The sequence below is a fragment of the Paenibacillus albidus genome (genome assembly GCF_014644435.1).
Taxonomy (GTDB): Bacteria; Bacillota; Bacilli; order Paenibacillales; family Paenibacillaceae; genus Paenibacillus_AQ; species Paenibacillus_AQ albidus.
Genome location: NZ_BMKR01000026.1, coordinates 30,651 through 53,181 on the forward strand (window position 1 = coordinate 30,651; position 22,531 = coordinate 53,181).

A 22,531-nucleotide genomic window follows, 5' to 3' on the forward strand; every position below is an offset into this window, starting at 1 on the left:
TTTTCAGAAAAGTTAATTTTCAGTTTATCTTGTTTCGTTATCATGTATGCAACACCACATAAAGGAGTCAAAGATATGGTCACTATACTTAAATACTTGAAACCGAAGGAATGGGCTCTAGTCAGTATCAGCCTTCTCTTCATTATTGCACAGGTATGGCTGGATTTAGAATTGCCCGGTTATATGAGCGATATTACCCGTCTTATACAGACACCGGGAAGTGAAATGAGCGAAATTATTGCAGCCGGAGTCTGGATGCTGCTCTGTGCCCTCGGCAGCTTAGCCACCTCCATTATTGTGGCAGGCATTGCCGCCAGAACCGCGGCTAACTTCTCTTCAAGATTACGCTCCAAATTGTTCGATAAGGTACAGTCGTTCTCCATGGAAGAAATCAACAACTTCTCTACAGCCAGTCTAATTACCCGGTCAACGAATGACATAACGCAAGTGCAGATGCTGATTGTCATTGGTCTGCAGATGCTGTTGAAGGCTCCTATCCTTGCAGTCTGGGCGTTGCTCAAGATCACGGGCAAGAGTTGGCAGTGGTCGCTCTCTACCGGTGTCGCTATTGGCGTGTTAATTCTGATTGTCGGCATATGTATCGTGCTCGTGCTGCCGAAATTCCAAAGATTGCAGCAACTGACGGACAACCTTAATCGTGTTGCAAGAGAGAACCTCACCGGACTGCGTGTCATTCGCGCGTATAATGCGGAAAGCTATCAGGAAGATAAATTTGGAGTAGCCAACAACGAGCTTACCCGGACGAATCTCTTCGCCAACAATGTATTGTCCATGCTGATGCCAAGTATTTCTCTCATTATGAGCGGTTTAAGTCTCGCTATCTATTGGATAGGTGCTGTGTTGATTCAAAATGCCGATAGTACCGCAAAGATGGGCTTATTTTCAGATATGATTGTCTTCTCATCCTATGCGATGCAGGTGGTTATGGCATTCATAATGTTGATCATGATTTTTATTCTTATGCCCCGTGCCCATGTCTCTGCCAAAAGAATCAACGAAGTGTTGGATACTAAACCAAGCTTACAGAACGGATCGCTTACCTACTCCAGGGCGGATCGGGTTGGCGAAGTCGAATTTAGAAATGTCAGCTTCAAATATCCGGATGCAGATGAAAACGTCGTTCAGGACATCAGTTTTACGGTGAAAAAAGGAGAAACCGTAGCATTCATCGGTTCAACCGGATGCGGAAAAAGTACCCTAGTTAATCTGATCCCCCGCTTTTATGATGCTACAGCAGGAGAAGTCCTGGTGGATGGTATCAATGTCAACCAATACGAACAAAGTGCGCTGCGCAACAAAATGGGATACGTATCCCAGAAAGCGATTTTGTTTGGCGGCACGGTAAGCTCCAATGTTGCCTTTGGCGATAATGGCAGTAATCTGACATCGGATGTCGTTGATGCCGTTTATACCTCTCAAGCTTCGGATTTTGTGGAAAAGATGGACGGCAGCTACGAGGCCCATGTCGCCCAAGGTGGCTCGAACCTGTCCGGCGGGCAGAAACAACGTCTTTCTATTGCCCGGGCCATTGCGCGCCGTCCCGAAATATTGATCTTCGACGATTCCTTCTCAGCACTTGATTATAAGACAGACCGCAAATTGCGCAGTGAGCTGAAGAAAGAATCCCGCGGCACAACGATGCTGATTGTTGCCCAACGAATTGGTACTATCAAAGACGCGGACAAAATTATTGTACTGGAAGCCGGATGTATTGCAGGCATGGGGACACATGATGAATTAATGCAGTCCTGCAGTATCTACCAGGAAATTGCCTACTCACAACTTTCCAAGGAGGAGCTGGCCTAATGAACAAGAGCAAAAAGCAACTCAACACCTGGAGCAAACTTCTCCGCTATGGCAGAAAATATATTCCCGTAGTTCTTATTGCAATTATCAGTGCGGCAATCGGCACGGTACTGACTTTGCTCGGGCCGGATAAGCTATCGGAGATGACTGACTTGATCACCGAGGGCATCGTCACCGGCATTGATATGGAAGCCGTAACTACCATTGGACTCTTCCTTGTATTTATCTATCTCCTTAGCTCTGTATTGTCTTTGGCACAAGGATTAATTATGTCCGTAGTTACACAAAGGGTTTCCAAAAGCTTAAGAACCGATCTCTCCCGTAAAATGAACAGGCTTCCGATCTCTTATTATAATAAGTCTACAACCGGTGACATCCTGTCCCGGGTTACAAACGACGTGGATACCATCGGGCAAGCCTTAAATCAGAGCGTCGGTACACTGGTAACCGCCCTCGCCCTGTTTGTCGGGTCTCTCATCATGATGTTCAAAACGAATGTGATTATGACCATTACAGCGATTGTTGCCACTGTAATTGGCTTTGGCCTCATGGCGGCAATTATGAAAAAATCTCAAAAATATTTTCAAAGCCAGCAAGAATATTTAGGAAAAATCAATGGCCATGTAGAGGAAGTCTATTCAGGACATACTGTAGTGAAGGCCTACAATGGCGAAGCGCAAATGCGTAGTACATTTGAATCCCTGAATATGAATCTAAAAGATAGTGCATTTAAAGCACAGTTCCTCTCCGGTCTCATGATGCCAATTATGATGTTTATAGGAAATCTTGGGTTTGTGGCCGTTTGTGTCGCAGGGGCTGTACTTGCTATGAACGGGACGATATCCTTTGGGGTTATTGTGGCCTTCATCCTGTATGTCCGTTACTTTACACAGCCGCTCTCACAGATTGCGCAAGCCGCACAAAGTTTACAATCGGCGTCCGCGGCAAGCAAACGTATCTTTGAATTCCTGGAAGCTGATGAAATGGACAATGAGAGCCATAAGGAAAGGCACCTTGAAACCGCTGCGGGTAAAGTGAAATTTGAACATGTGAAATTTGCTTATGAGAATTCAGACCAGCTTATTATTAAAGATTTCTCTACCGAGGTTGAGCCTGGGCAAAAAATCGCTATAGTCGGTCCAACCGGCGCAGGGAAAACAACGCTTGTAAACCTTCTAATCCGGTTTAATGAAATAAAGGGCGGGGAAATTTATATTGATGGTACCCCGATCAGCAGTTTAACCAGAGAAAACATCCATGATTTATTCTGTATGGTTCTGCAGGACACCTGGCTTTTTGAGGGTACTATCAGGGAAAACTTAGTGTACAACAAAACGGGCGTAACCGATAAAGAAATCGAAGAGGCTTGTAAGTCAGTGGGCTTGCACCATTTCATACAGACCTTGAGTGCCGGATACGATACCGTGCTAAACGACAAAGTCAATTTATCTACCGGGCAAAAGCAACAGCTTACGATCGCCCGCGCGATGCTCAAGGATGCGCCGATGCTCATCCTCGATGAAGCAACAAGCTCGGTCGATACAAGAACGGAACTGTTGATTCAGCAGGCGATGGATAAGCTCATGGAAGGAAGAACCTCCTTCGTGATTGCACATAGACTCTCAACAATTAAGAATGCCGATGTGATTCTGGTTCTGAAGGATGGCGATATCTTGGAAAGCGGCAGCCATCATGAACTGCTTGCCAAAAATGGCTTCTATGCGGAGCTTTACAATAGCCAATTCGAACAAGCATCTTAAACCGATTATTTCATCACTTATGGTTCAGCACATACGAAGGGGGTGTCCCAAGCCATAAAACGGCTGCTTGGGACACCCCTCGCTAGTTTAGTCTTGCTCCTCCGCCCTTTGCAGAATATCGCCCGCATTCCGCAGCAGATAGGAGGCGGCTTCCGCCTGGATATGCTTGCCGCTTTGCGCTTGAACCTGATGAAGGAACGCTTCCACTTGACCCTTATCCAGTTTCATAAGCAGACTGTTCGCAATTCCGTGGTTGTCTATCCAGGACTTCTCCCTGAACAGGTTGACGAGTGCCTTCAGCGAGCTGACATCGGCATACGTTGAGAAGGTCACTGTGCTCTCCTGCGTATTCCCCGCGCCGTCGCTGACGGTTACGGCGAAGTTGTGGGAGCCGGGGTTCAGTGTATACAGCGGAACCGGCGTTCCCGGTTCTACGGCTTGCTCATCCAGCCGGGCAACGGTCTTGCCGGAATCCACCCCGGACATCGCATCAACGGCTGTCCACAGCAGTGTCAGGGTTTCCGTGCCCGTATAGGCTCTGGCGCCCGGCTCTGTAACGGATAGCTCAGGGGCGCTGCTATCCAGCTTGAAACTCAAGGTTTGAGTCTCCTCCCTGTTTCCGGCCGAGTCAACAGAACGGTAGGCTACCGAATAATGGCCGTCCTGGCTGAAAGTCACAGGTCCCTGGTAAGGCAGCCATGTCTCTCCGCCATTCGTGCTATATACAGTGTCCGTTACACCGGTACCCGAATCAGTGGCACTCAACTGAACCGTAACGGGGTGAGTATACCAGCCGTCCAAACCGTCAGGCAGCGCCGGGGTCGTGGCGGCCGTAGTTACGGGTGCGGCCTCATCAATCCGTGAGAACTTGACGTTATCGATCCATAATTCACTGAAACCGCCGACATAGAATCCAACCGTTCCTGTTGGATGATGTTGGGGATCGGAACCCGCAAGCTTCAGTTCATCGTTCACATAGACGCGGATACTGGTGCCGTCGGCCAGGATACGAAGGTTGTATTCCGTATTTGGCTGCAAATCCATAGCGGGAATGTTCTTCGTCTGCAGCACCGCCCAAGTCGGGCTGTAGAGAATCCACTGTGAGGTGCCGTCCGCCAATTTCTTGTACGCGATCTTGCCGGAGGTGCCGGAGGCGGAACGGTCATACACATAGAATGTACCCAGATCCGGCATCACGGCAGGTGTTCTCAGCTTGAAGGTCAGATCGTAGTCCGTAAACAGCTTCGGATGAAGCGCGGAAGCGCCCTTCAGAATTCTGTACATTTTGTTCCCGTTCACAGTCGTGATGCTGCGGTTCGGATCCACCGGCCAGCCGTTCGCTCCCGAATCGTAATCTGTGTAGTGAAGGACATCCGAAACCTGGATGGTGACAGAGGCCGTGGCTGCCGGGTTGGCCACGGAGGTGACAGTGACCACGGTCTCCCCTTTGGAGAGCGCCGTAACCGTTCCGTTCTCATCGACAGAGGCAATCTCCGGATGTGTGGACTCCCAGACCACGTCACGGTTCAAGGCATCCGAGGGGTCGAACTGGACCTGCAGCGGCTGCTGCTCATCTAACACCATGTTGATGCTGCTCTTATCCAGCAGCAGACCGGCCACATCTGTTGTCGGTACCGTGAATTTAATATCGTCGAACAAGAGATAATCAAAGCCCCCGGCATAGAATCCGACTTTGCCGGAAGGATTAAAGGTCGGATCACTGGCTTTCAGCTTGAGTTTGCCATCGGCGTAGACGCTGATCTCCTTCCCCTTGACGATGATCTTCATGTTGTAGACGGTATCCGGCAGCAGGTCCTGAGTGGCCAGCATATTCTGCTTAACCGTACCCCAGGCCGCATTATAGAGAATCCACGAAGACGTTCCGTCGGCATACTTCTTGTACCCGATCCGGCCTCCGCTGCCGGCCGGGTTCAGCCGGTCGAACACATAGAGAGTGGCCAATTCCGGAATCGCCGGGGGGGTCTTCAGCTTGAAGGTCAATTCGTAATTGCTGAAGTCGTTCTCATTCAGCGTTGTCGCCCCTTTGAGCAGCTTATACATGTGGTTGCCGCCCTCAACCTCCACAATGCTCCGGTTCGCATCGCTCGGCCAGCCGTTCCGGCCGTTCTCGAAATTCGTATCCTCCATAATCCCGTCGCCGACCTCGACTGTTACCTGGACTTCGTCCCTCAAAAGCGGGTTCTCCGCAGAGACCGCCGTGACGACCGCGTTCCCCAGATTAACCCCCTTCAGCTTGCCGTCCGCATCCACTTTTACCACGGAGGGGTCGCTTGAGGTATACTCCAGTTTATTATTGGTGGCGTTCCACGGAAGAACCGCCGAGTACAGAGTATGCGATTTCCCAATACCGAGGGTAATGGCATCCTCATAGAGCACGACTCCTTGGACCGGGATTACATCCGGTGCCAGATAAGGGCCGGCTTTGCCTGTGATTCCCATCTCGCTAAAGGGAACCGACTGGAAGCCAGGGATCTGTGCGAACACCTCGGCATCCGCCTTCAGATTCAGATCGCCGCCCGCCAGATTCACGAACCCCGGATCTCTTTCTGTTACCCAGTTGTTCGCGTATTGAACGAGATTCAACTTATCGTAAGCTCCATTCGCATTCGTTGTGCTGCTTCTCGTCTTGGTCGGATTATAGATGACATTGTTCTGGAACGTGTTTGTGTCAGGATAATACCGGTTCTCTGTAAAGAAGTCCGCCAGCTCCGGGTATTTGGCCAGATGCGGCATCCCGACGAAGTTGTTGTATTTCTCGAACAAAGCATGCCACGGCTGCATGTAGTTTTTGGAGATTTGCTGCTCCGGTCCGTCGCCCAAGTACATATCCGAGTAATCATAAGGAACCTTGGCGTCGATAAAAAGATTGTTCCGGGTGCGGATATGCGCACCTCCGTTGTTCAGAACGGCCGAATTGCCCATCTTGTAGAAAATATTTTCTTCAATCGTAATTCCCATCGTGAAGTTGTCCGGATATACGCCCTGCACCCCGGCTTTGCCTTCCCCGATGTGATGGAAGTAATTCCTCCGGATTACCGAACCCCGCTCCTGCGGCGCAGCGCCCAGATTCATATAGATGGCCCCGAGATCCGAGAACGTTTTGCAGACATCATAGATGTCATTGTACTCCACAAGATGGTCGTTGCCGAAGATCAGGATACCGGGATGCGGGGCATCATGAATTTCATTGTGGGAGATGCGGTTCCCTGCTCCCGTCAGAATCACAGCGGGGTTATAGGCTTTATGGTAATAGGCAAAGTCATGGATGTGGCTGTTCTCCACCACATTGTTGCCTGGCGTAAGCGTCAGTCTGTCTCCGCCGTTCAGGATGACTCCCGTTCCCCCGACATGATGAATATGCGAGCTGACGACGGCATGGTTCACCCCGGACGCCTTGGCGAAGTCGTCGTATAACCAGCGGCTCTGGGTATTGATCCGCACACCTCCTTCGGTGAAATTGCGGATCTCGCAATGCACCAGCCGGATATGGCTGCCGCCCATGATGACCGCTCCTGAATCCCGTCCGTTCTCCAGAATCAGGTCCTCGAAGGTTACATACGACGTATTGAGGGTATTGATCATGGGGGTCTTCAGCATGGACACGGTAATTTCCGGATGATCCGCCTGGAAAGCGGCCGTCGGCATGAAATACAGGATCCCTTGGCTCCGGTCAATATAATACTCCCCCGGCATGTCGATCTCTTCCAGCAAGTTCTGGGCGAAATGGAAGTCCGGGTACCAGTTTTTAAAAATACCGCTCATTTCCCCGTAAGCTAACGTGATAGACTTGTTCTGCGTATCAATCGAAGCGACTTTGTTGTATGACCATTCCCAGCTGTAGCCGAAGATCCCGTCAAGCCAAATATCATCAGCCTGGGTCCAGAGTTCAGGCCGTTCATAGGTGTAGGTGAAGGTGCCTCCCCGGGTCTGCAGATCGGGGTCCTTGCGGGTGGGTCCGGCGTCCAGGATATTCCCCATCTGGACCGTACCCTTATTCGGCCATCTGGCAAGGGTCATGCCTTCCCCTTCGAGATACAGCTCCATGGGGGGAGTCTGGCTGACATCGTTGGCTTTGTAGTAGCCATGACGGCTCATGACTCCATAATCGGCAATGCCGTGTCCCATGAGGTCCACCTGCAGAACTTTGGATCTTGCATCGGTGCTGATGATCCGGTTCAGAACCGATTCGTCTGTCACCGGGGAGAACCAGTCCTTCTCCAGTTCCCGGCCGCCGTTCAGCCGCACCGATTCACCCGGATAAGCCCGGTAGAGGATCGGTTTGTCAGCCGTCCCCGAATCCTGTTCCTCCAGCAGGAAACTTCCGGTCCGGTTGTATATGCCGCCCCTTAGGTAAACCGTAATTCCGCCGTCAGGCAACCCCGTGGTCTGCTTCAGCTGACGGATGGTGTCTCTGGCTTTTTCCAGGGTAAGGAAAGGAGCCTCCTTTGTCCCCATATTGGAATCGCTTCCACTTTCAGATATATAATAGACTGCTTCGGAACTTTGTGACTCCTCTGCTTGGATCGCCGCCGCCGGGAAACATCCTACTATCAAGACAATGATCGATAAGACAATGAACATTCTTCTTTTCATTTTATTGTAAAGCCTCCTTATCGATTGGAGTATCTGAAAGGGACCAACGAGGCTCCCCGGAGCTTACCCTTTCACCGATCCGATCATCGTTCCTTTCTCAAAGTACTTCAGCAAAAAAGGATACAGGACGAGCACAGGCAAAGAGCATACGATCACCGACGCCATCTTCAGGCTCTCCGGCGCGGGAGGCGTCAGATTCGTTGCCGTAGTGAACGGGTCCAGTTTGTTCTCAATGAGAATCTGCCGGACGACCTGCTGCAGCACGAACTTCGATTGGTCGGTGACATACAGCAGATTATCCATGAACGCGTTGATATGGTGCACCAGCGACCAGAGTCCGATCGTCACCAGGGACGGGATCGAGAGCGGCAGCACAATGCGGAACAAAATCCGCAGGTCCCTGGCTCCGTCAATGCGGGCTGCTTCGATCAGTGCATCCGGAATGGAGCGGAAGAACGAGAGCATGACCAGAACCTGAAAGGCGTTAGCTGCTGACGGCAGCACATAAACCCAGCGTGAATTCAGCAGGTGCAGTTCCTTCATCAGCAGATAATTCGGCACGATGCCCCCGTCGAAGATCATGGTGAACAACAGAAGCAGCACCAGGACGCGTTTCATGGGAAAATCGGGACGCGACAGCGGATAAGCAGCGCAGACGGTGACCAGCAGCGTCAAGATCGTTCCCACCACCATGCGGAACAGCGTATTCGCATAGCCTGACCAGATGAACGGATACTCCAGCAGCTCCCGGTAAGCCCCCCATTCAAAGTCGAGCGGGACAAAATGGAATCCGCTCCGGAGCGCCTCCCCGCGTGCACTGAAGGACACCTCCGTTACATGGATGAACGGATATACAACGATGAGCGCAAGCAACGATAAGACAAGGTAGATGATAAAGGGGGCAATAAGATCCTGCCATTTTTTGGCCTTCATGACTGACTTCCTCCTACTTCTACCATAACCCGTTCTCCCCCCGGCTCAGCTTTCTCACCGTCAGATTGGCACCCAGAATGAGCAGAAGTCCCACGAGCGACTTGAACAGGCCGATCGCTGCCGTATAGCTGTACTGGAACTGCTGCAGACCGACCCGGTAGACGTAAGTATCGATGACGTCCCCCGTTTCATAGGTGACCGGATTAAGCAGATTTATGATTTGTTCAAAATTTGCACTTAAGAAACCGCCGAGACTGAGGATGAACATGATCGCCACGGTAGGCATGATTGAAGGAATATTAATCCGGAGGATCCGTTGCCAGCGGTTCGCTCCGTCAATGATGGCCGATTCCTGCATCTCCGGATTAATTCCCGACAAAGCGGCGAAATAGATGATCGAACCCCAGCCCAGATCCTTCAGAATAGCGGAGGCCACGATAATGCTCCGGAAATATTCCTTTTTGCCCATGTAGAAGACGGGTTCCGCCCCAAACCAGCCCACGATTTCGGCCACAACCCCGGTAGTCGGTGATAGAAAATAGATGATAAGACCCGACATGATTACCCAGGATACGAAATGGGGCAAATACATCGTCGTCTGAACAAATTTCTGGAAGAAGCGGGACCGGACTTCATTCAGCAAAAGTGCCAGAATGATCGGAGCGGGAAAAGCAAAAATCAGCAGATAAAAGTTCAGGAGCAAGGTATTTTTTAGCAGACGATAAAAATCTCCATTCTGAAACAGCTCTTGAAAGTGCTGGAGCCCGACCCACGGACTCCCCCATATTCCGTCCACCACCCGGAAATCCTTAAAGGCAATAATCACGCCGTACAGCGGACCGTATTTAAAGATGAAGAAAAAGACAAAGGAAAACAGAAACAACGCCATTAGCTCTCCATGCTTGCTTATGATCTTCATGATTTACTGAATTGAGCCTGGTACATCTCATTGGCTTCTTTGGTTAGTTCGTCACCGCCTCCGGCCTTCCACTCTGCAACGAATTTATCAAAATCTTCAAGCGGAATTTCTCCACTGATGATTTGGGCAAAATATTTCTGCATCAGCGAAGTCAAGTCGCTTTTGTATTTCCCGTCCGAAGGCAGTGCCGAGAAGAACAGCGCATCCGTCAACCTTGGAGCGGATGAATAGGTTCGGATCGCTTCATTTAAATCCGGATTGGAGTACTTCTGACGGTACGCTTGCGTCGTGATGTTGCCGAGCGAGAAGAGCCGGACGCCATCCTGATCACGCGCTTCCTGCTTCTCGAAGCCAGCCATAAACTCGGTGGCTCCGGCGGTCGCCCCGCTCTCCGTGAAGTCCCAATGGGTCCCCTTCACCCCGAGGTTGGTCATGTTGATGGTCTCCTCATCACTGCTTTGTGCCCTTAGTATCTCGAACAGCTTTTCGAGTTTCTCCGGCTGGTCCTGCACTTTGCTGCTGATGACAACAAAGTTGCTCTTCACTCCCCAATCCCAGGAACCGTCGCCGCCCGGGCCTTTCGGATTCCTCGCAAATACCAGCTCCGAATCGGGATTCAAGGCTTTCATTTCCGTCACGGTCGCCGATTCCGGGAGCGCGCCCTTGGCAATCTGCTCCTCGATGACGCCGATCCGGTTATTGTAGAGCTTCTTGCGGTATGAATCCTGCGTATCGGTAATGAATTCAGGGTCAATCACCCCGTCGGCATACCACTGCCGGAGTTTGGCCAGCGCTTCCTTCGTCTCCGGCATGATGGAGCCGTTCATGATTTCCCCGTTCTTCTCATGCCACATGGTCGGCTGCACGCCGAATGCACCGAAGATGGAATAGAAGCCGGATGACCAGGTGGACGTTGCTGTACCCGTCAAGCCGTAGGTATCTTTTTTGCCATTGCCGTCAGGGTCCTTCTGTGCGAATGCATAGACGGCCTGCTCGAACTCCTCCAGCGTCTCGGGAGCTTTCGTTATGCCAACACGGTCCAGCCAATCCTTGCGCCACAGCATCGCCAGATCATACGGCTTCAGGTCGATAAACATAGGGATGGCCCATAGCTTATCGTCGTAAGTCACTGTTTGGAACAGCGCACTGTTTTTTTCAATATCCTTATAATACTCAGGCATTTTTTCCTTCAGCAGGTTCGGATCAAGGTTCATCAGGACGCCCTGGTTCTGATACGCCGCCACATTGGCAGGATCGCCCAGCATGAAGATGTCCGGTATTTCTCCGGAGGCGATGCTGGCATCGGTCACTTTCACCGGCTTGATCTTTACATTGAATTTCTCTTCAAGCCACTTTTGGACCGGGGAGTCTGCCACCACTCCGGTAGCCTGAAAGTGGACGCCCCATGTAATTTCCACCGGACTTGTTGCTGATTTGCCGGAGTCAGTGCTTGTGCCGGCATCCGGTGCAGCCGTGTTGTTCCCTCCGTTGCCGCAGCCGGCGAGCAGGCCTGCTGCTACAATGGCCGGCAGAATGGCATTCGCTACTTTCTTAAGTTTAATCCACACAAGAATCTCCCCTTACTTGAAACTGTATGTTGGACCGCATCCTGACTTTGGCTCCCGGCCGGGTTATGGGAGCGGTTACAACTTTTACGATAGCTTTCTACAGCAAGCCGCACAATCCTTTCTTTCCATTCTTTTTTATGTTTTTGGCCACTTCAGCCGTTTGGACCGGATTATGTTTTTCTTTTTTTTGTATGTTTTTCGGGCTTTCCCTTCCCGGAAGACCCAACTGTGATATAATCCCTCTATTGATGCGTCGTGTTCGCCGCCTGGATATGTAAGCGCAACCATATTGAGAAGTGGAGTGAATACCTTGCTTGGATACCGTTCGATCAAACACAACACGATGTTCGTCAAGCTGCTCCTTTCTTTGACCGCCATTGCTGTAATCACCGTCATTCTCATCGCCACGATCACTTACTCCATTTCGGCGGACAACAGTATTCAGAACGCCATCGCGTACAACGAATCCATCTTGACGCAGCAGCAGGAGCTCATCCACAAGGAGCTGACCGCCATCAAATCTGCCGCCGCCGGCATGATCACGACCCAATCGTACCTGTACCATACGAAAGGCGGCAAGTTAAGCGTCAGCTCCCTGATTGATTTATCCGGCTTCGTGGAAGAGCAGAACAAGATCAGTCCCTACATCGATTCCATCTATTTGTATTACGCCCCTTTGGAGCTTGTCCTGACATCGCATCCCGAGATCAAGACGTCCCCCATCTCCACGTTTGCGGACAGGTCCTGGCTGGAAGTCTGGAAGCTGCAATCGGACAGCCGTACGATCTGGATTACCGGAAGGCAAGACGGCTTCGCTCCGGATCATTCCGCCGCCAGTCTGCTTCAGAAGATGCCATTAATCGGCCAAGTCGACGGCGCCATCGTTATGAATTTGAAGCTGGAGCTGCTGTTCGATGACTATTTGAGCCATTACCATAATAAAAAAGGCGCCACCCTTGTATTGGGGCCGGGTTCCGATCTGCTCTATTCCGATACTGCCGCCGGAGAGTCCTTGCTGCAAGAGTTGGACCCCGTCCGGCTGACCGGTGGAAGCGGCTACTACATCGATGATTCCGACCGGATCGTCTCCTATACAACCTCGGAGCTGACCGGCTGGAGATTCGTAGACATCACCAAACGTCACGCCCTCCTGCAAGGGATGGACCGCATCAAATTCATTGTCATCACTGTTGCAGCCACCTACCTGACTGCCGCCTTCGGGATATCCTTTTATTTGTCCAGAAGATTGTACCGGCCGCTCCAAAGCGTGATCTCCTATATCGGCGGCTCCGAAGCCGGTCAGCAGGACGGAACAAACGGCCCCCTGCCCGCAGGTGACGAAGCCGGCTTCATTCGACATATCTTCGATCAATTGGTCCGCAACTGGGAGACACTAGTGAAAGAGAAGCGGAGGGTAGATTCCCTTCTTACCGATAACCGTACAGCCATAAAGGAGAAATATTTGAACGATCTCATCCAAGGCGGCGGAACGGACCAGGCGGCGGAGCTGCTGGGGATCCGGCTGGACTTTGCCCGGTTTGCCGTGCTGACCCTTGAGCTGGAGGAGCCTTATCCGGTGAAGGGACCGGACGGTACCCTCCAATTCTACCTGTTCCGTTACGGGCTTATGGAGGAGCTCGGGGCCGATATCGATGGTGAGATTTTCGCCAAGGATGACAAAAGGACGGTGATCCTCCTTTCCGTTCCTCCAGGAGAGGACGACTTCCCGTTAGAGCAAGCCAAAAAGCTGAAGTTGCTATTGCTAACCCGGTACAGCATGAACGTAACCATCGCCGTCAGCCGGATCCACGGGAGCGTAGAAACAGTCCGCTTGGCCTACGAGGATACGTTGGAAGCTCTGAATCTGAAGATGTATATCGGTAAAGGCGAAATTCTGCCCTATGACATCCTCGGCGACTGGAAGTCGGAGGAAAAAGCTTATTATTATCCCTATGAACTGGAAACGAAGCTGCTGCAGGCGCTGCTGCAGACGGACAAGGAGGAATGCTTCAAGGCCATTCGGCAGATCACGCGGACCGTAATCGATAAGAAGCTGGGGAAGGCAAATATTCAGCAGCAATTTTTCCAGCTGAGCGGGGAAATTATGAAGACGCTTGTCCAGACTGGGGGCGATATGTCCGCGGTGTTCGGGGACAGACCGGCTTATCCGGAAGTACTGTCGCGTGCCGAGACGCTGCCGGATATGGAAGAGTGCCTGCTGGACATGTGCAGCAGGATCATCGCCTACCACAAGGAGAAACGTTCCAAGATGACGGATGTGACCCTGCAGCTGGCGACCGATTATATGGATGCGAACTTCAATAAAAATATTTCTGTGGACACAGTAGCCGAAAACGTGCAGCGCAGCTCATCTTACTTAAGCCGGATCTTCAAGGAATCAACGGGGATGACCGTCAATGATTATTTGATCCAGCTCCGGATTAAGCGGGCTATGGAGCTGCTCCAGCAGCTTGACCTCTCCACCGAAGAGATCTGCCGGGAAATCGGATATGCGAATGTAAGCTACTTCAATAAGTTATTCAAAGCCCGGACAGGGCTTACACCCGGACAATACCGGCAGCAGCAGGCAGCAGACAGACTGCTGCAAACAAAAGAAACGGATACCGCCCATTGAAGACGGTATCCGTTCCTATTATTCATTGGCTACTTCTAGAAGAAATGAATTTTTTTCACACCGATCAAAAGAACATCGCTTTCAAAATCATGCATAGCAATGACCGTTATCCCCTCTTGAACAGTTAATGAAGCCGCTGCAAATCTGTGGTGTTCAAGGTCGATGAGGGTAAACTCGTATTCACCAAGGTCCGCATTTAACCTCAGAACTGTATTGACTGGGACATAAATGGCAACCTTGGACAAGCTGGCGGTTGCCGCCGCCCGGATCTCTTCCGTGTTCTTAAGCACAATGTCCCACGGCCGCAAATCGGTCAGCCCGTACATCTGAAACAGCCATTTGGCAAATCCGTAATCCCACGCCCCCTCAAATTTGAGGGCGGTCTGCCAATCATAAGGGCTGTCAAAGCCTTCGCCGGTAACTCCGAACCGCTTGCCTTTCTTATGCCAGCTCCAGATTCCATGCGCTCCGTAGGTTACACCGGCAGCCGCTCCGGATAAAAGACTTTGCCAGGCAGCCTTGCGCACATCGGCACGGCTGAACCGGCCGTAAACCTGGCGGCTGTACCCCATCATTTCGTAGCAAGGCTCCGAGTTCAACACCGGCCGTGTTACCGGCTTGCTGCTGAAATCCATAGCTAAGGTGTAGGCCGTAGGCTGAAACTGTGAGTTGTGGCCGGACTGGTACATGTAGAAGTCCAGGTCGGGATCGTTTATGAATTCGTCCGGCACTTCCGCAAGTCGTCCTTGAATATGCAGGGTGGTCAAGCACTCCGGGCTATGCCTTTTCACAACATGAAGTGCAGTCCGGTAGTATTCATTCGCCCGTTCGGATGGAAAGTCGGTGTCTCCGCTCACGACATAGATCGGGCAGTATTTGGAGAAGCGGTCCGCTGCATAACGCACGTATGGTTCCACTGCATCCAGCGGCATCTTCTTATCTTCCCGGATTCTGGACGCCCAGGTATCCGGAATATAATTGCACCAGAGCAGAACCAGCGCCGGCACAAACCCTTTGCCCACCGCTATTTCCACCATTTGCTCGGCTCTTGCGAAATACTCTTCATTTAGCGTATAAAAATCATACGTACCGTCTTCACAGCGGGCAAACGGCTCCTGATTCAAATCACTGCCGCTGGCATCCCACTGCCGCAGCAGATTGATCTGCAGAACATTAAAGCCCTGGCTTTTCCTGTAGTCCAGATAATAGTTCCATTCCTCCAGCGGGATATTGGTAAATGCGCTCCAGACCGTATCGGCCAGATAGAAAAACGGAGCCCCTTCGCTGACGAAATAACGTTTGTTCTCCGCTATGCCAAGCTTGATCATAGAATGTGTCCTCCCTCTCGAATAATGAAGAAAACGGCGCTGAATACGCCGTTTTCCGGGTTTATGGTCCGCTTATGAGGTGACTGCGCCGGCATTAATCCCGGCTGTCCCCTCCTGTTCCGAATTCTCCTGTGCTTCGCGTTCCCTCTCCAGCGCCTGTCTGTCGAGGATTCTAAAGAATGGATAATAGATCAGCATACAAACAGGAATGAGCACAAGCTGTGCAGCAGCAAGCCTCCAACTGCCCTCAATGAATCCCAAAGCAAAGATCGGAGTTCCAAAGGCAGGATAAATCCCGATCGGTGCCGGCAGCAAACCGATGGTTGTCGCAAAATAGCCCAGCACCGCGCAAACGATAGGGGAGGCGATAAACGGAACCGCCAGCAGCGGATTCAGAACGACCGGTATGCCGAAGTTCAGGGGCTCGTGTATCGAGAAGAACGTTCCCGGAAGGCCCAGTTTCCCAATCGTACGCAGCTGCTTGCTCTTGGCCAGAAAGACCAGCAGCAGTGCGAAGCCGAGCATAGGTGCATAATTGGCAAAGATGTACCAGAACGCCAGTCCAATAATGTTCGGCAACGGTGCACCGGCCTGAAAGGCTTCAAGGTTCGCAAGATCCAGACTCATCCAGATGGGCTTCACAATAGCCAGAGTCACGATAGCTCCGTGAATCCCGAACATCCAGAGCGCCTGCATAATGATCAGGGCAATAATCATGGCCCCTAACGATCCGCCAAGCCCTTCCAGCGGCACTTGCAGATAGGTATAAATAAACTCATGAACTGTAACGAAAGAGGTCTGCATGAACAATCCGGAGATTACGACGAAAAGGACGGCTACAAGTATGGCCGGAATCAGACCCGAAAAGGTTTTGACAACCGTAGGCGGAACTCCCTCCGGCATTTTAATAGTCCAGTTGCGGTCAACAATCCATATATACAATCTTGAGGCGATCAGGCCGACAAACATGGCTACAAACAACCCCTGTGCGCCAAGCCATTGGAGCGGCAAGGCCCGTACCTTGTCGAAGGTCTCTACCGGCGTGAGGATAAGGAACGAGAGCAGCGCAGTCGCAGCGGGGACCAACGGGTCCTTGTCAAAGGCCTGTGCCAGTCTGTAAGCAATGAAGAATACGGCATATAGGGCGATAACCCCCGTAGTCATGGTTGATGCCAATCCGATAATTCCCTTTACCGGTGCAATAAAGTTCTGATAAGGCTCCCAGGCAAGCGCGGAGAACAGCGTCGAGAACGCCCCGACAATCAGAAAAGGGAGGGTTGACATCAGACCGTTCGAAATAGCGCTCATGTAGCGGTTTTGCTGAATTTTACCTGCGTATCTTTGCAGCTTGTGGGATAGCTTTTTTTCATTTGCCATATCCGTTCAACTCCTGCTTTAGAATTTCATCTGATAAACCATCATCTAGATAACGCTTCCATTTGATGAAATTACGTTTTTGTACCAATAAAAGCTGTTCTTGCGAATCCGCCGTAGCTGCTTCAGATCGTACTCGTCCCGGTCAACATACACGAAACCGTAACGCTTGCTGATTCCCTGATGTGTGCTGATCAAATCGATTGCCGACCATGGACAGTAACCAAACAATTCTACGCCATCCGTAATCGCCAACCGGCATTGTTCAATGTGCTTGCGCAAGTAATCGATGCGGTATTCATCTCTTACAACATCTCCTTCTTCCAGCACATCAAAAGCTCCCAGCCCATTCTCTGTAATGATCATCGGCAGCTGATAACGGTCATAAATGCTCCGCAAGGTTACGCGCAGGCCTGCCGGATCAATGCCCCAGCCAAATTCCGTCCGTTCCAGATATTCGTTCCCGCTGCCCGCAAACACCCCGGCTTCGCCAACCGAAATTTGCTGATCGCCCATTCCGCCTTTTTCCGCCGAATCCCCGGTGCTTGCTTTGACGGTGGCGGAACTGTAGTAATTAAAAGCAATAAAGTCCGGCTTCGCAGCGGCGAGTATTTCCATGTCCCCTTCCTGGATGTCCGGTGTATAACCTTTCTCTTCGAAGTAGCTCCAGACCAGCGTATTGTAGCGGCCGAATACCGCTATATCGAGATATAGCCAATTCCGGATTGCCGCAAAATTGTCCGCGGCCACCACATCTTCCGGCCGCGATGAGGCCGGGTACACACAGGAGATATTGGGTGCCGGTGCGATTTTTGCCCCCGGAAGCAGTTCCTTGCACAGAATCATCGCCTTGGCTTGAGCCAGCAGCATATGGTGATTTTGCTGGTACAGTTCCTTCTTCGGGTCTTTCAGGTTCGGGTCCAGTGTTCCCAGGGCAGAGCCGTGAAGAATCATCATATTCTGCTCGTTGATGGTCAGCCAATACTTCACCCGGTCGCCAAAATGCTCGAACAAGGTCTTCGCATACGCTTCAAAAGCGGCAATTGTATGCCGGTTTGACCAACCGCCCTCCTTCTCCAGAGCCGCCGGAAGATCAAAATGGTACATGGTCACGATAGGCTCGATCCCGTATTTTAGCAGCTCATCAATCAAATGGCTGTAAAATTGTATGCCTTTCGGATTCAATTCCCCGGTTCCCAGCGGGTATATGCGGGTCCAGGCAATCGAGAAGCGGTAAGCCTTGAAGCCCATTTCCGCCAGCAATGCAACATCTTCTTTATAGTGATAGTAATGGCCGCTTGCGACCTTGTAATCGGTGATCCCTTCCCGTGGGGGGCGGCTGTCTATGACAGATGGCCCTTTCCCGTCCTCGTCCCATGCTCCTTCAAACTGATAAGCCGAGGTTGATCCGCCCCATTTAAAATCCGGCTCAAAGCCCTTCAAGTGGTTATGCTTCATGTTAATCTCCTTTTTCTTCTGGCAAAGGGTATGTCATCAGCCCCTGCACTTACAGGCTTAAAGCATCAGCAAGCACTTTCTCGCCGTTCATCATGCCATAGTCCATTCGGTCGATTACGCTCACTTTAATGCCCTTAGGTTCATATTTGCTTTTAAAATCATCTTCCAGATAGCCGACCTGCGGCCCAATCAGCAGCACATCCGTCTTGTCCGCGTACTCCTTGAAGGAGCTTTCGGAGGTGGCCCTGATCTCTACCTCAACATTTTGGGCCTGGGCAGCCTTCTGCATTTTCTGTACCAGCATACTTGTAGACATTCCCGCTGCGCATACCAAAGTAATTTGTTTCATTCTTAGTCCTCCCTATTTGTAGTGTTTTGGACAACCGCTGCTTCATAACGGTTCAATCTGCTATATAGCTCCACAATGTGTCCTGCCAAGTCTTTTGTCGTAATGGCCGACATCAGATGATCCTGTGCATGCACCATCAGCAATGTCACTTCATGTGCGGTTCCGCCCGCTTCCTGCTGGATCAGCCGTGTTTGCGATTTATGCGCATCCACCAGCTCCTTTTTGCATTCCTCGAGACATTCTGCTGCCTGCTCTGAATGCCCTTTCTGGGCAAGGGCAATAGCTTCCATAGCCTTGCTCTTGGCGAACCCTGCATTGGTTATAATTCCCATAATAATTTCCTGATACTCATCCATAACGTTCACCTCTTACATTTCATTTCTTTGTCTTACAAGATCAGTGTATACGATTACAACTCACATCTAAACGCAATCCTTTTCCGCTACAAGCGGAAATGCTTACATCCGCACGTATTCAACACCCACAGCAGAATCCAATATTCCCCGGGGAAAATAATAAGGCTCCGCACCGCCGCCTGGCCGAAAATCCGGGCAATCGTCGGTGCAGAGCCTTGTTCTATCAATACAGCTTATGTCTGACAATAATTTGGGCAAACTCCCCATACGTTTTGCATTCCAGCATTTGCTGGATAATCTCGGAATTGTCGACCAGCCCCATCAGATGTTGATACATTTTCGCCTGTGGTTCTTCGCCGCTCTTATCAATACTGAGCAGGCAGACAAATTGCACCGGCCGGCCGGACCAGTCAATCGGAGACTTCAGTGTACATATCGCCCATACCGTACGGTTGCTCTGCGGAATGATCGGATGGGGAATGGCCACCAGATTCCCATAGGCTGTCGGTGCGGCATTTTCCCGTTCCAGAACCAGGCCGATGAAACCTTCGGAAGAACGGATCAACCCGAATTCAGACATTTTGTCCCCGAGAAAAGTAATGATCTCTTCCTTCGTGGTGAAGCTCTGTCTCAGAAACACAAGTTCTTCCATAATGTAGCGGAAGGAATACGGCTTCTCGCCGTTCAGCAAAGCATCAATGTTATCCATATCCCCGCTGCCCAGGAGTGTCTGCACGACAACCACCGGAACAGACAACGGCTGTGGGATGGGGACGGTGCTTACTACAAAATCAATGTTATGCAAGGGGACCTGCTGCAGCTTGTAAAACTCGGTCGTCCCCACAACCTCCAGTCTCTCGCCGAATTTGCTCCTTAGCTTGTAATAAAGCAGACGCGCGCTGCCTACACCCGAAGTGCATACGACCAGGCAACGTTTGGGCCTGGTATCCATCTGCTGTCTTTCCATAGCTGCGCCGATATGAATAGCCAGGTACCCCATTTCCGCCTCGGGAATCACAATATTGAGTTTACTCTCAATCAGCTTAGCTCCGATGACCCCTGCCTGAAAAGCCAGGGGATAGTTGCCCTTCACATGCTCCAGCATCGGGTTGCGGATACTCATCCCGTATCTGACACGGTTCAGCGCCGGCTTCAAATGGAGGCAAATCCCCATCAACAGCTCTTGATCCCTGCTGATTCTCAGGTTCAGGCCTCTGTCAATTTCAGCAAGGATCTCCTTCCCCAGCTCATAAATCCCGCGGTCCAGCAGCTTCTCGGGACCCGTTTCTTCCGTCTCTTCCCCGGTTATCCCCGCAAACCACTTATTGCCGGCCAGATGCATGGCTATATAGGCCACCTCATCTTCGGGAAAAGATAAATCCAGCTCTCGTTCAATCCGCGCGACAATCTGTTCAGCGGCCCGGAATTCCCCGGCGGCCCGGAATTCTTCCTTCTCATCCGAAAGCAGCGCGACCCGGTTCCCGTCACGAATTCGCTTGCAGGCAATCGCGATGTGAATGGACAGATTGCTGAAGGCGACATCCGACAGGCTTACGCCAAGCTTCTGAATCTGTTCCAGAATAATGCTGCGTATCAGCGTCATCTCGCGGGGAGAGACAATACGCGGCGCATCGTTTATGCCTCCGGCGCGTTCTTCATCCGAGCGGTTCACGATAAATTCAGACATGCAAAAACGTAGCCGGACTTCATCGCCCCTCAGCTTAACTCCATAGTTCGGGCGCTTGTCGATGCCAATCCCGCAGGCAAGCAACGTCTGCTTGACCTCCTTGAAATCGTTCTGAACAGTGGATTTGCTGACATAAAGCTCATCTGCCAGCTCCTCCAGCTTCAAATACTCTCCGGCAAGCAAAAGGCGCCTGATTAAATAAAGCTGCCGGTAATCAGGTGATCCCGAATCTTCCGGTTCATTGTTCATAAACAATTGCTGTAACAGCATACGAAAGCTGCTGTCGTCTGTAATCTTCAGTTCATACCCTCTTGAGCGAACAGGTTGAACCGATGCTCCATGCTTGGCCAGGAACTCATCCAGCTCTCTGATGTCACTGCGTACGGTGCGTGAAGTAACCTGGATCAATTTTGCCAGATGCTCGCTCTTGACAGGGGTGTCCGCAGCCAGCAGATGCTGTAAAATCGAAACCATGCGTGAATTCATTCAAGGTCCCCCCTATTTGCCGCGCAGGAATTCCGTTCCACAAAAATGGTGTCCACTATAATTTTGGTTGTCCCCTGCGAACCCTGCTCCAATGTATCTGTCAGCAGATCTACTGCCAGAATAGCCATTTTTTCTTTATCCACGTGAACAGTCGTTAGCTCCGGAGTAACAATCAGCGATTCCGTAATATTATCAAAGCCGATGACTGAAGTATCTTGCGGCACCCGGATGCCCAGCTCGTTCATTGTCTTCATGGCACTGATAGCCATGTAGTCACATTCGCAGAACCAGGCCGTAGGCAAAATGTGTCCGCTCTCCAGATAGGCGGTCAGCTGCCTCTTCAGATCGTCCTGAGAGGAAAGAATGGTTGGCGCTACGGAGAATTGTCTTGTCACCGGTACCTTCAGTCCCCGCTCCGTAAGTGCCGCCATAAAGCCGCGTTTACGTTCCTCAAAATTATGAATCCGCACATTGGAAGCGACATAGCCAATCGAGGTGTGTCCATTGTCACACAAATAGGCCCCTGCCTTATAAGCACCCATTACATTATTAATCTGAATGAATTGTACAGGCAGCGTCTCAAAACAGGTATCGAGCACGATCAGATTCGGCAGCTTGGCATGAATATCCCTGATTTGCTCCCGGGTCAGATTGGTTCCGAGCACAATAGTTCCGGTACTGCGTTTCTCATCGGCGACCCCCTGGATACCTCTCTGGAAAAACTCTATATCAACCGACGAGAAAATCAGGGAATACCCCTTCTGCCGGCAGCGTTCTTCAATAAATTGAATCAACTCTTTGAAAAACGGCTGCTGATAATATTCTTCAAGGACAATCCCCGAATTTGTACATACAAGAAACAGCAACGATTTATCTGCTTTTGTAACCGCCGCCGCCCTGCTCTTGGGGCTGTATCCCGCTTCATAGGCTACCTGGAGAATACGTTCGCGTGTATCTGGGCCAACTCCCGGCTTGCCGCTGAAGGCCAACGAAACGGCGGATTTGGATACGTTGGCCAGGTTGGCGATATCCTCCATCTTCATGCCTTGATTCTCCATTTCTTAATTAGATACAAACACAGCGATGTGAATACGTGAAGTTTACACCGTATTAGAATTTGATGCAATAATTTTATAAACAAACCCCATTTAGTTTAGTTAAACATTCATTAATTTTAACTAAAAATAACTAAATATCTCATTGACACTGCCTTAATCCAATGTTACTATGGCCTCGT

At 50.9% G+C, this 22,531-nt stretch carries 14 protein-coding genes; 3 read left to right on the forward strand and 11 right to left on the reverse strand.

What is annotated here, in order from left to right:
- Positions 1-75 precede the first annotated feature (75 nt).
- Both IEY53_RS23825 and IEY53_RS23830 read left to right on the forward strand, forming a co-directional pair.
- Positions 76-1,827: an ABC transporter ATP-binding protein gene (locus IEY53_RS23825; RefSeq protein WP_189029494.1), complete on the forward strand. Its 1,752-nt coding sequence runs from the start codon at positions 76-78 to the stop codon at positions 1,825-1,827.
- A complete protein-coding gene (locus IEY53_RS23830; protein ID WP_189029496.1) occupies positions 1,827-3,587 on the forward strand; it encodes an ABC transporter ATP-binding protein in 1,761 nt (586 codons plus the stop codon). Before IEY53_RS23825 ends, IEY53_RS23830 begins: the two co-directional genes overlap by 1 nt.
- Positions 3,588-3,674: 87 nt before the next feature.
- On the opposite strand, the gene IEY53_RS23835 is transcribed toward IEY53_RS23830, so the two are convergent.
- The 4 genes from IEY53_RS23835 to IEY53_RS23850 all read right to left on the reverse strand — a co-directional run bounded on the left by IEY53_RS23835 (position 3,675) and on the right by IEY53_RS23850 (position 11,621).
- Positions 3,675-8,201 carry an OmpL47-type beta-barrel domain-containing protein gene (locus tag IEY53_RS23835; RefSeq protein WP_189029498.1) on the reverse strand — a complete coding sequence of 1,509 codons (4,527 nt, stop codon included), beginning with the start codon at positions 8,199-8,201 and terminating at the stop codon, positions 3,675-3,677.
- A gap of 63 nt (positions 8,202-8,264) precedes the next feature.
- A complete protein-coding gene (locus IEY53_RS23840; RefSeq protein ID WP_189029500.1) occupies positions 8,265-9,134 on the reverse strand; it encodes a carbohydrate ABC transporter permease in 870 nt (289 codons plus the stop codon).
- A gap of 19 nt (positions 9,135-9,153) precedes the next feature.
- Complete coding sequence (locus IEY53_RS23845; protein ID WP_189029502.1) at positions 9,154-10,053, reverse strand: ABC transporter permease; 900 nt, start codon at positions 10,051-10,053, stop codon at positions 9,154-9,156.
- Positions 10,050-11,621, reverse strand: coding sequence for an extracellular solute-binding protein (locus tag IEY53_RS23850; protein ID WP_189029504.1), 1,572 nt, complete (start codon positions 11,619-11,621; stop codon positions 10,050-10,052). The genes IEY53_RS23845 and IEY53_RS23850 overlap by 4 nt, the downstream gene beginning before the upstream one ends.
- 289 nt (positions 11,622-11,910) lie before the next feature.
- Here IEY53_RS23850 and IEY53_RS23855 point away from each other — a divergent pair, with 289 nt between their 5' ends.
- The gene (locus IEY53_RS23855) at positions 11,911-14,256 is read left to right on the forward strand and encodes a helix-turn-helix domain-containing protein (RefSeq protein WP_189029506.1); all 2,346 of its coding nucleotides are present in this window, start codon (positions 11,911-11,913) and stop codon (positions 14,254-14,256) included.
- A 35-nt stretch (positions 14,257-14,291) separates the two neighbouring features.
- On the opposite strand, the gene IEY53_RS23860 is transcribed toward IEY53_RS23855, so the two are convergent.
- The 7 genes from IEY53_RS23860 to IEY53_RS23890 all read right to left on the reverse strand — a co-directional run bounded on the left by IEY53_RS23860 (position 14,292) and on the right by IEY53_RS23890 (position 22,337).
- Complete coding sequence (locus tag IEY53_RS23860; protein WP_189029508.1) at positions 14,292-15,584, reverse strand: glycoside hydrolase family 140 protein; 1,293 nt, start codon at positions 15,582-15,584, stop codon at positions 14,292-14,294.
- Between the two features lie 72 nt (positions 15,585-15,656).
- Complete coding sequence (locus IEY53_RS23865; RefSeq protein WP_189029509.1) at positions 15,657-16,961, reverse strand: PTS sugar transporter subunit IIC; 1,305 nt, start codon at positions 16,959-16,961, stop codon at positions 15,657-15,659.
- Positions 16,962-17,006: 45 nt separating this feature from the next.
- A complete protein-coding gene (locus tag IEY53_RS23870; RefSeq protein ID WP_189029510.1) occupies positions 17,007-18,416 on the reverse strand; it encodes a glycoside hydrolase family 1 protein in 1,410 nt (469 codons plus the stop codon).
- 49 nt (positions 18,417-18,465) lie between these two features.
- Complete coding sequence (locus IEY53_RS23875; protein WP_189029511.1) at positions 18,466-18,765, reverse strand: PTS sugar transporter subunit IIB; 300 nt, start codon at positions 18,763-18,765, stop codon at positions 18,466-18,468.
- A gap of 2 nt (positions 18,766-18,767) precedes the next feature.
- Positions 18,768-19,121: a PTS sugar transporter subunit IIA gene (locus tag IEY53_RS23880; RefSeq protein WP_189029512.1), complete on the reverse strand. Its 354-nt coding sequence runs from the start codon at positions 19,119-19,121 to the stop codon at positions 18,768-18,770.
- 223 nt (positions 19,122-19,344) lie between these two features.
- Complete coding sequence (locus tag IEY53_RS23885; RefSeq protein ID WP_189029513.1) at positions 19,345-21,294, reverse strand: BglG family transcription antiterminator; 1,950 nt, start codon at positions 21,292-21,294, stop codon at positions 19,345-19,347.
- Entirely contained in the window at positions 21,291-22,337 is a 1,047-nt protein-coding gene (locus IEY53_RS23890; protein ID WP_189029514.1) for a LacI family DNA-binding transcriptional regulator, read from the reverse strand. Before IEY53_RS23890 ends, IEY53_RS23885 begins: the two co-directional genes overlap by 4 nt.
- Positions 22,338-22,531 lie beyond the last annotated feature (194 nt).

Excerpts from the sequence above, each read along its gene's own strand:
- IEY53_RS23825 (WP_189029494.1), top strand. The coding sequence starts at position 76 with ATGGTCACTATACTTAAATACTTGAAACCGAAGGAATGGGCTCTAGTC.
- IEY53_RS23830 (WP_189029496.1), top strand. The coding sequence starts at position 1,827 with ATGAACAAGAGCAAAAAGCAACTCAACACCTGGAGCAAACTTCTCCGC.
- IEY53_RS23835 (WP_189029498.1), bottom strand. The coding sequence starts at position 8,201 with ATGAAAAGAAGAATGTTCATTGTCTTATCGATCATTGTCTTGATAGTA.
- IEY53_RS23840 (WP_189029500.1), bottom strand. The coding sequence starts at position 9,134 with ATGAAGGCCAAAAAATGGCAGGATCTTATTGCCCCCTTTATCATCTAC.
- IEY53_RS23845 (WP_189029502.1), bottom strand. The coding sequence starts at position 10,053 with ATGAAGATCATAAGCAAGCATGGAGAGCTAATGGCGTTGTTTCTGTTT.
- IEY53_RS23860 (WP_189029508.1), bottom strand. The coding sequence starts at position 15,584 with ATGATCAAGCTTGGCATAGCGGAGAACAAACGTTATTTCGTCAGCGAA.
- IEY53_RS23865 (WP_189029509.1), bottom strand. The coding sequence starts at position 16,961 with ATGGCAAATGAAAAAAAGCTATCCCACAAGCTGCAAAGATACGCAGGT.
- IEY53_RS23870 (WP_189029510.1), bottom strand. The coding sequence starts at position 18,416 with ATGAAGCATAACCACTTGAAGGGCTTTGAGCCGGATTTTAAATGGGGC.
- IEY53_RS23875 (WP_189029511.1), bottom strand. The coding sequence starts at position 18,765 with ATGAAACAAATTACTTTGGTATGCGCAGCGGGAATGTCTACAAGTATG.
- IEY53_RS23880 (WP_189029512.1), bottom strand. The coding sequence starts at position 19,121 with ATGGATGAGTATCAGGAAATTATTATGGGAATTATAACCAATGCAGGG.
- IEY53_RS23885 (WP_189029513.1), bottom strand. The coding sequence starts at position 21,294 with ATGAATTCACGCATGGTTTCGATTTTACAGCATCTGCTGGCTGCGGAC.
- IEY53_RS23890 (WP_189029514.1), bottom strand. The coding sequence starts at position 22,337 with ATGAAGATGGAGGATATCGCCAACCTGGCCAACGTATCCAAATCCGCC.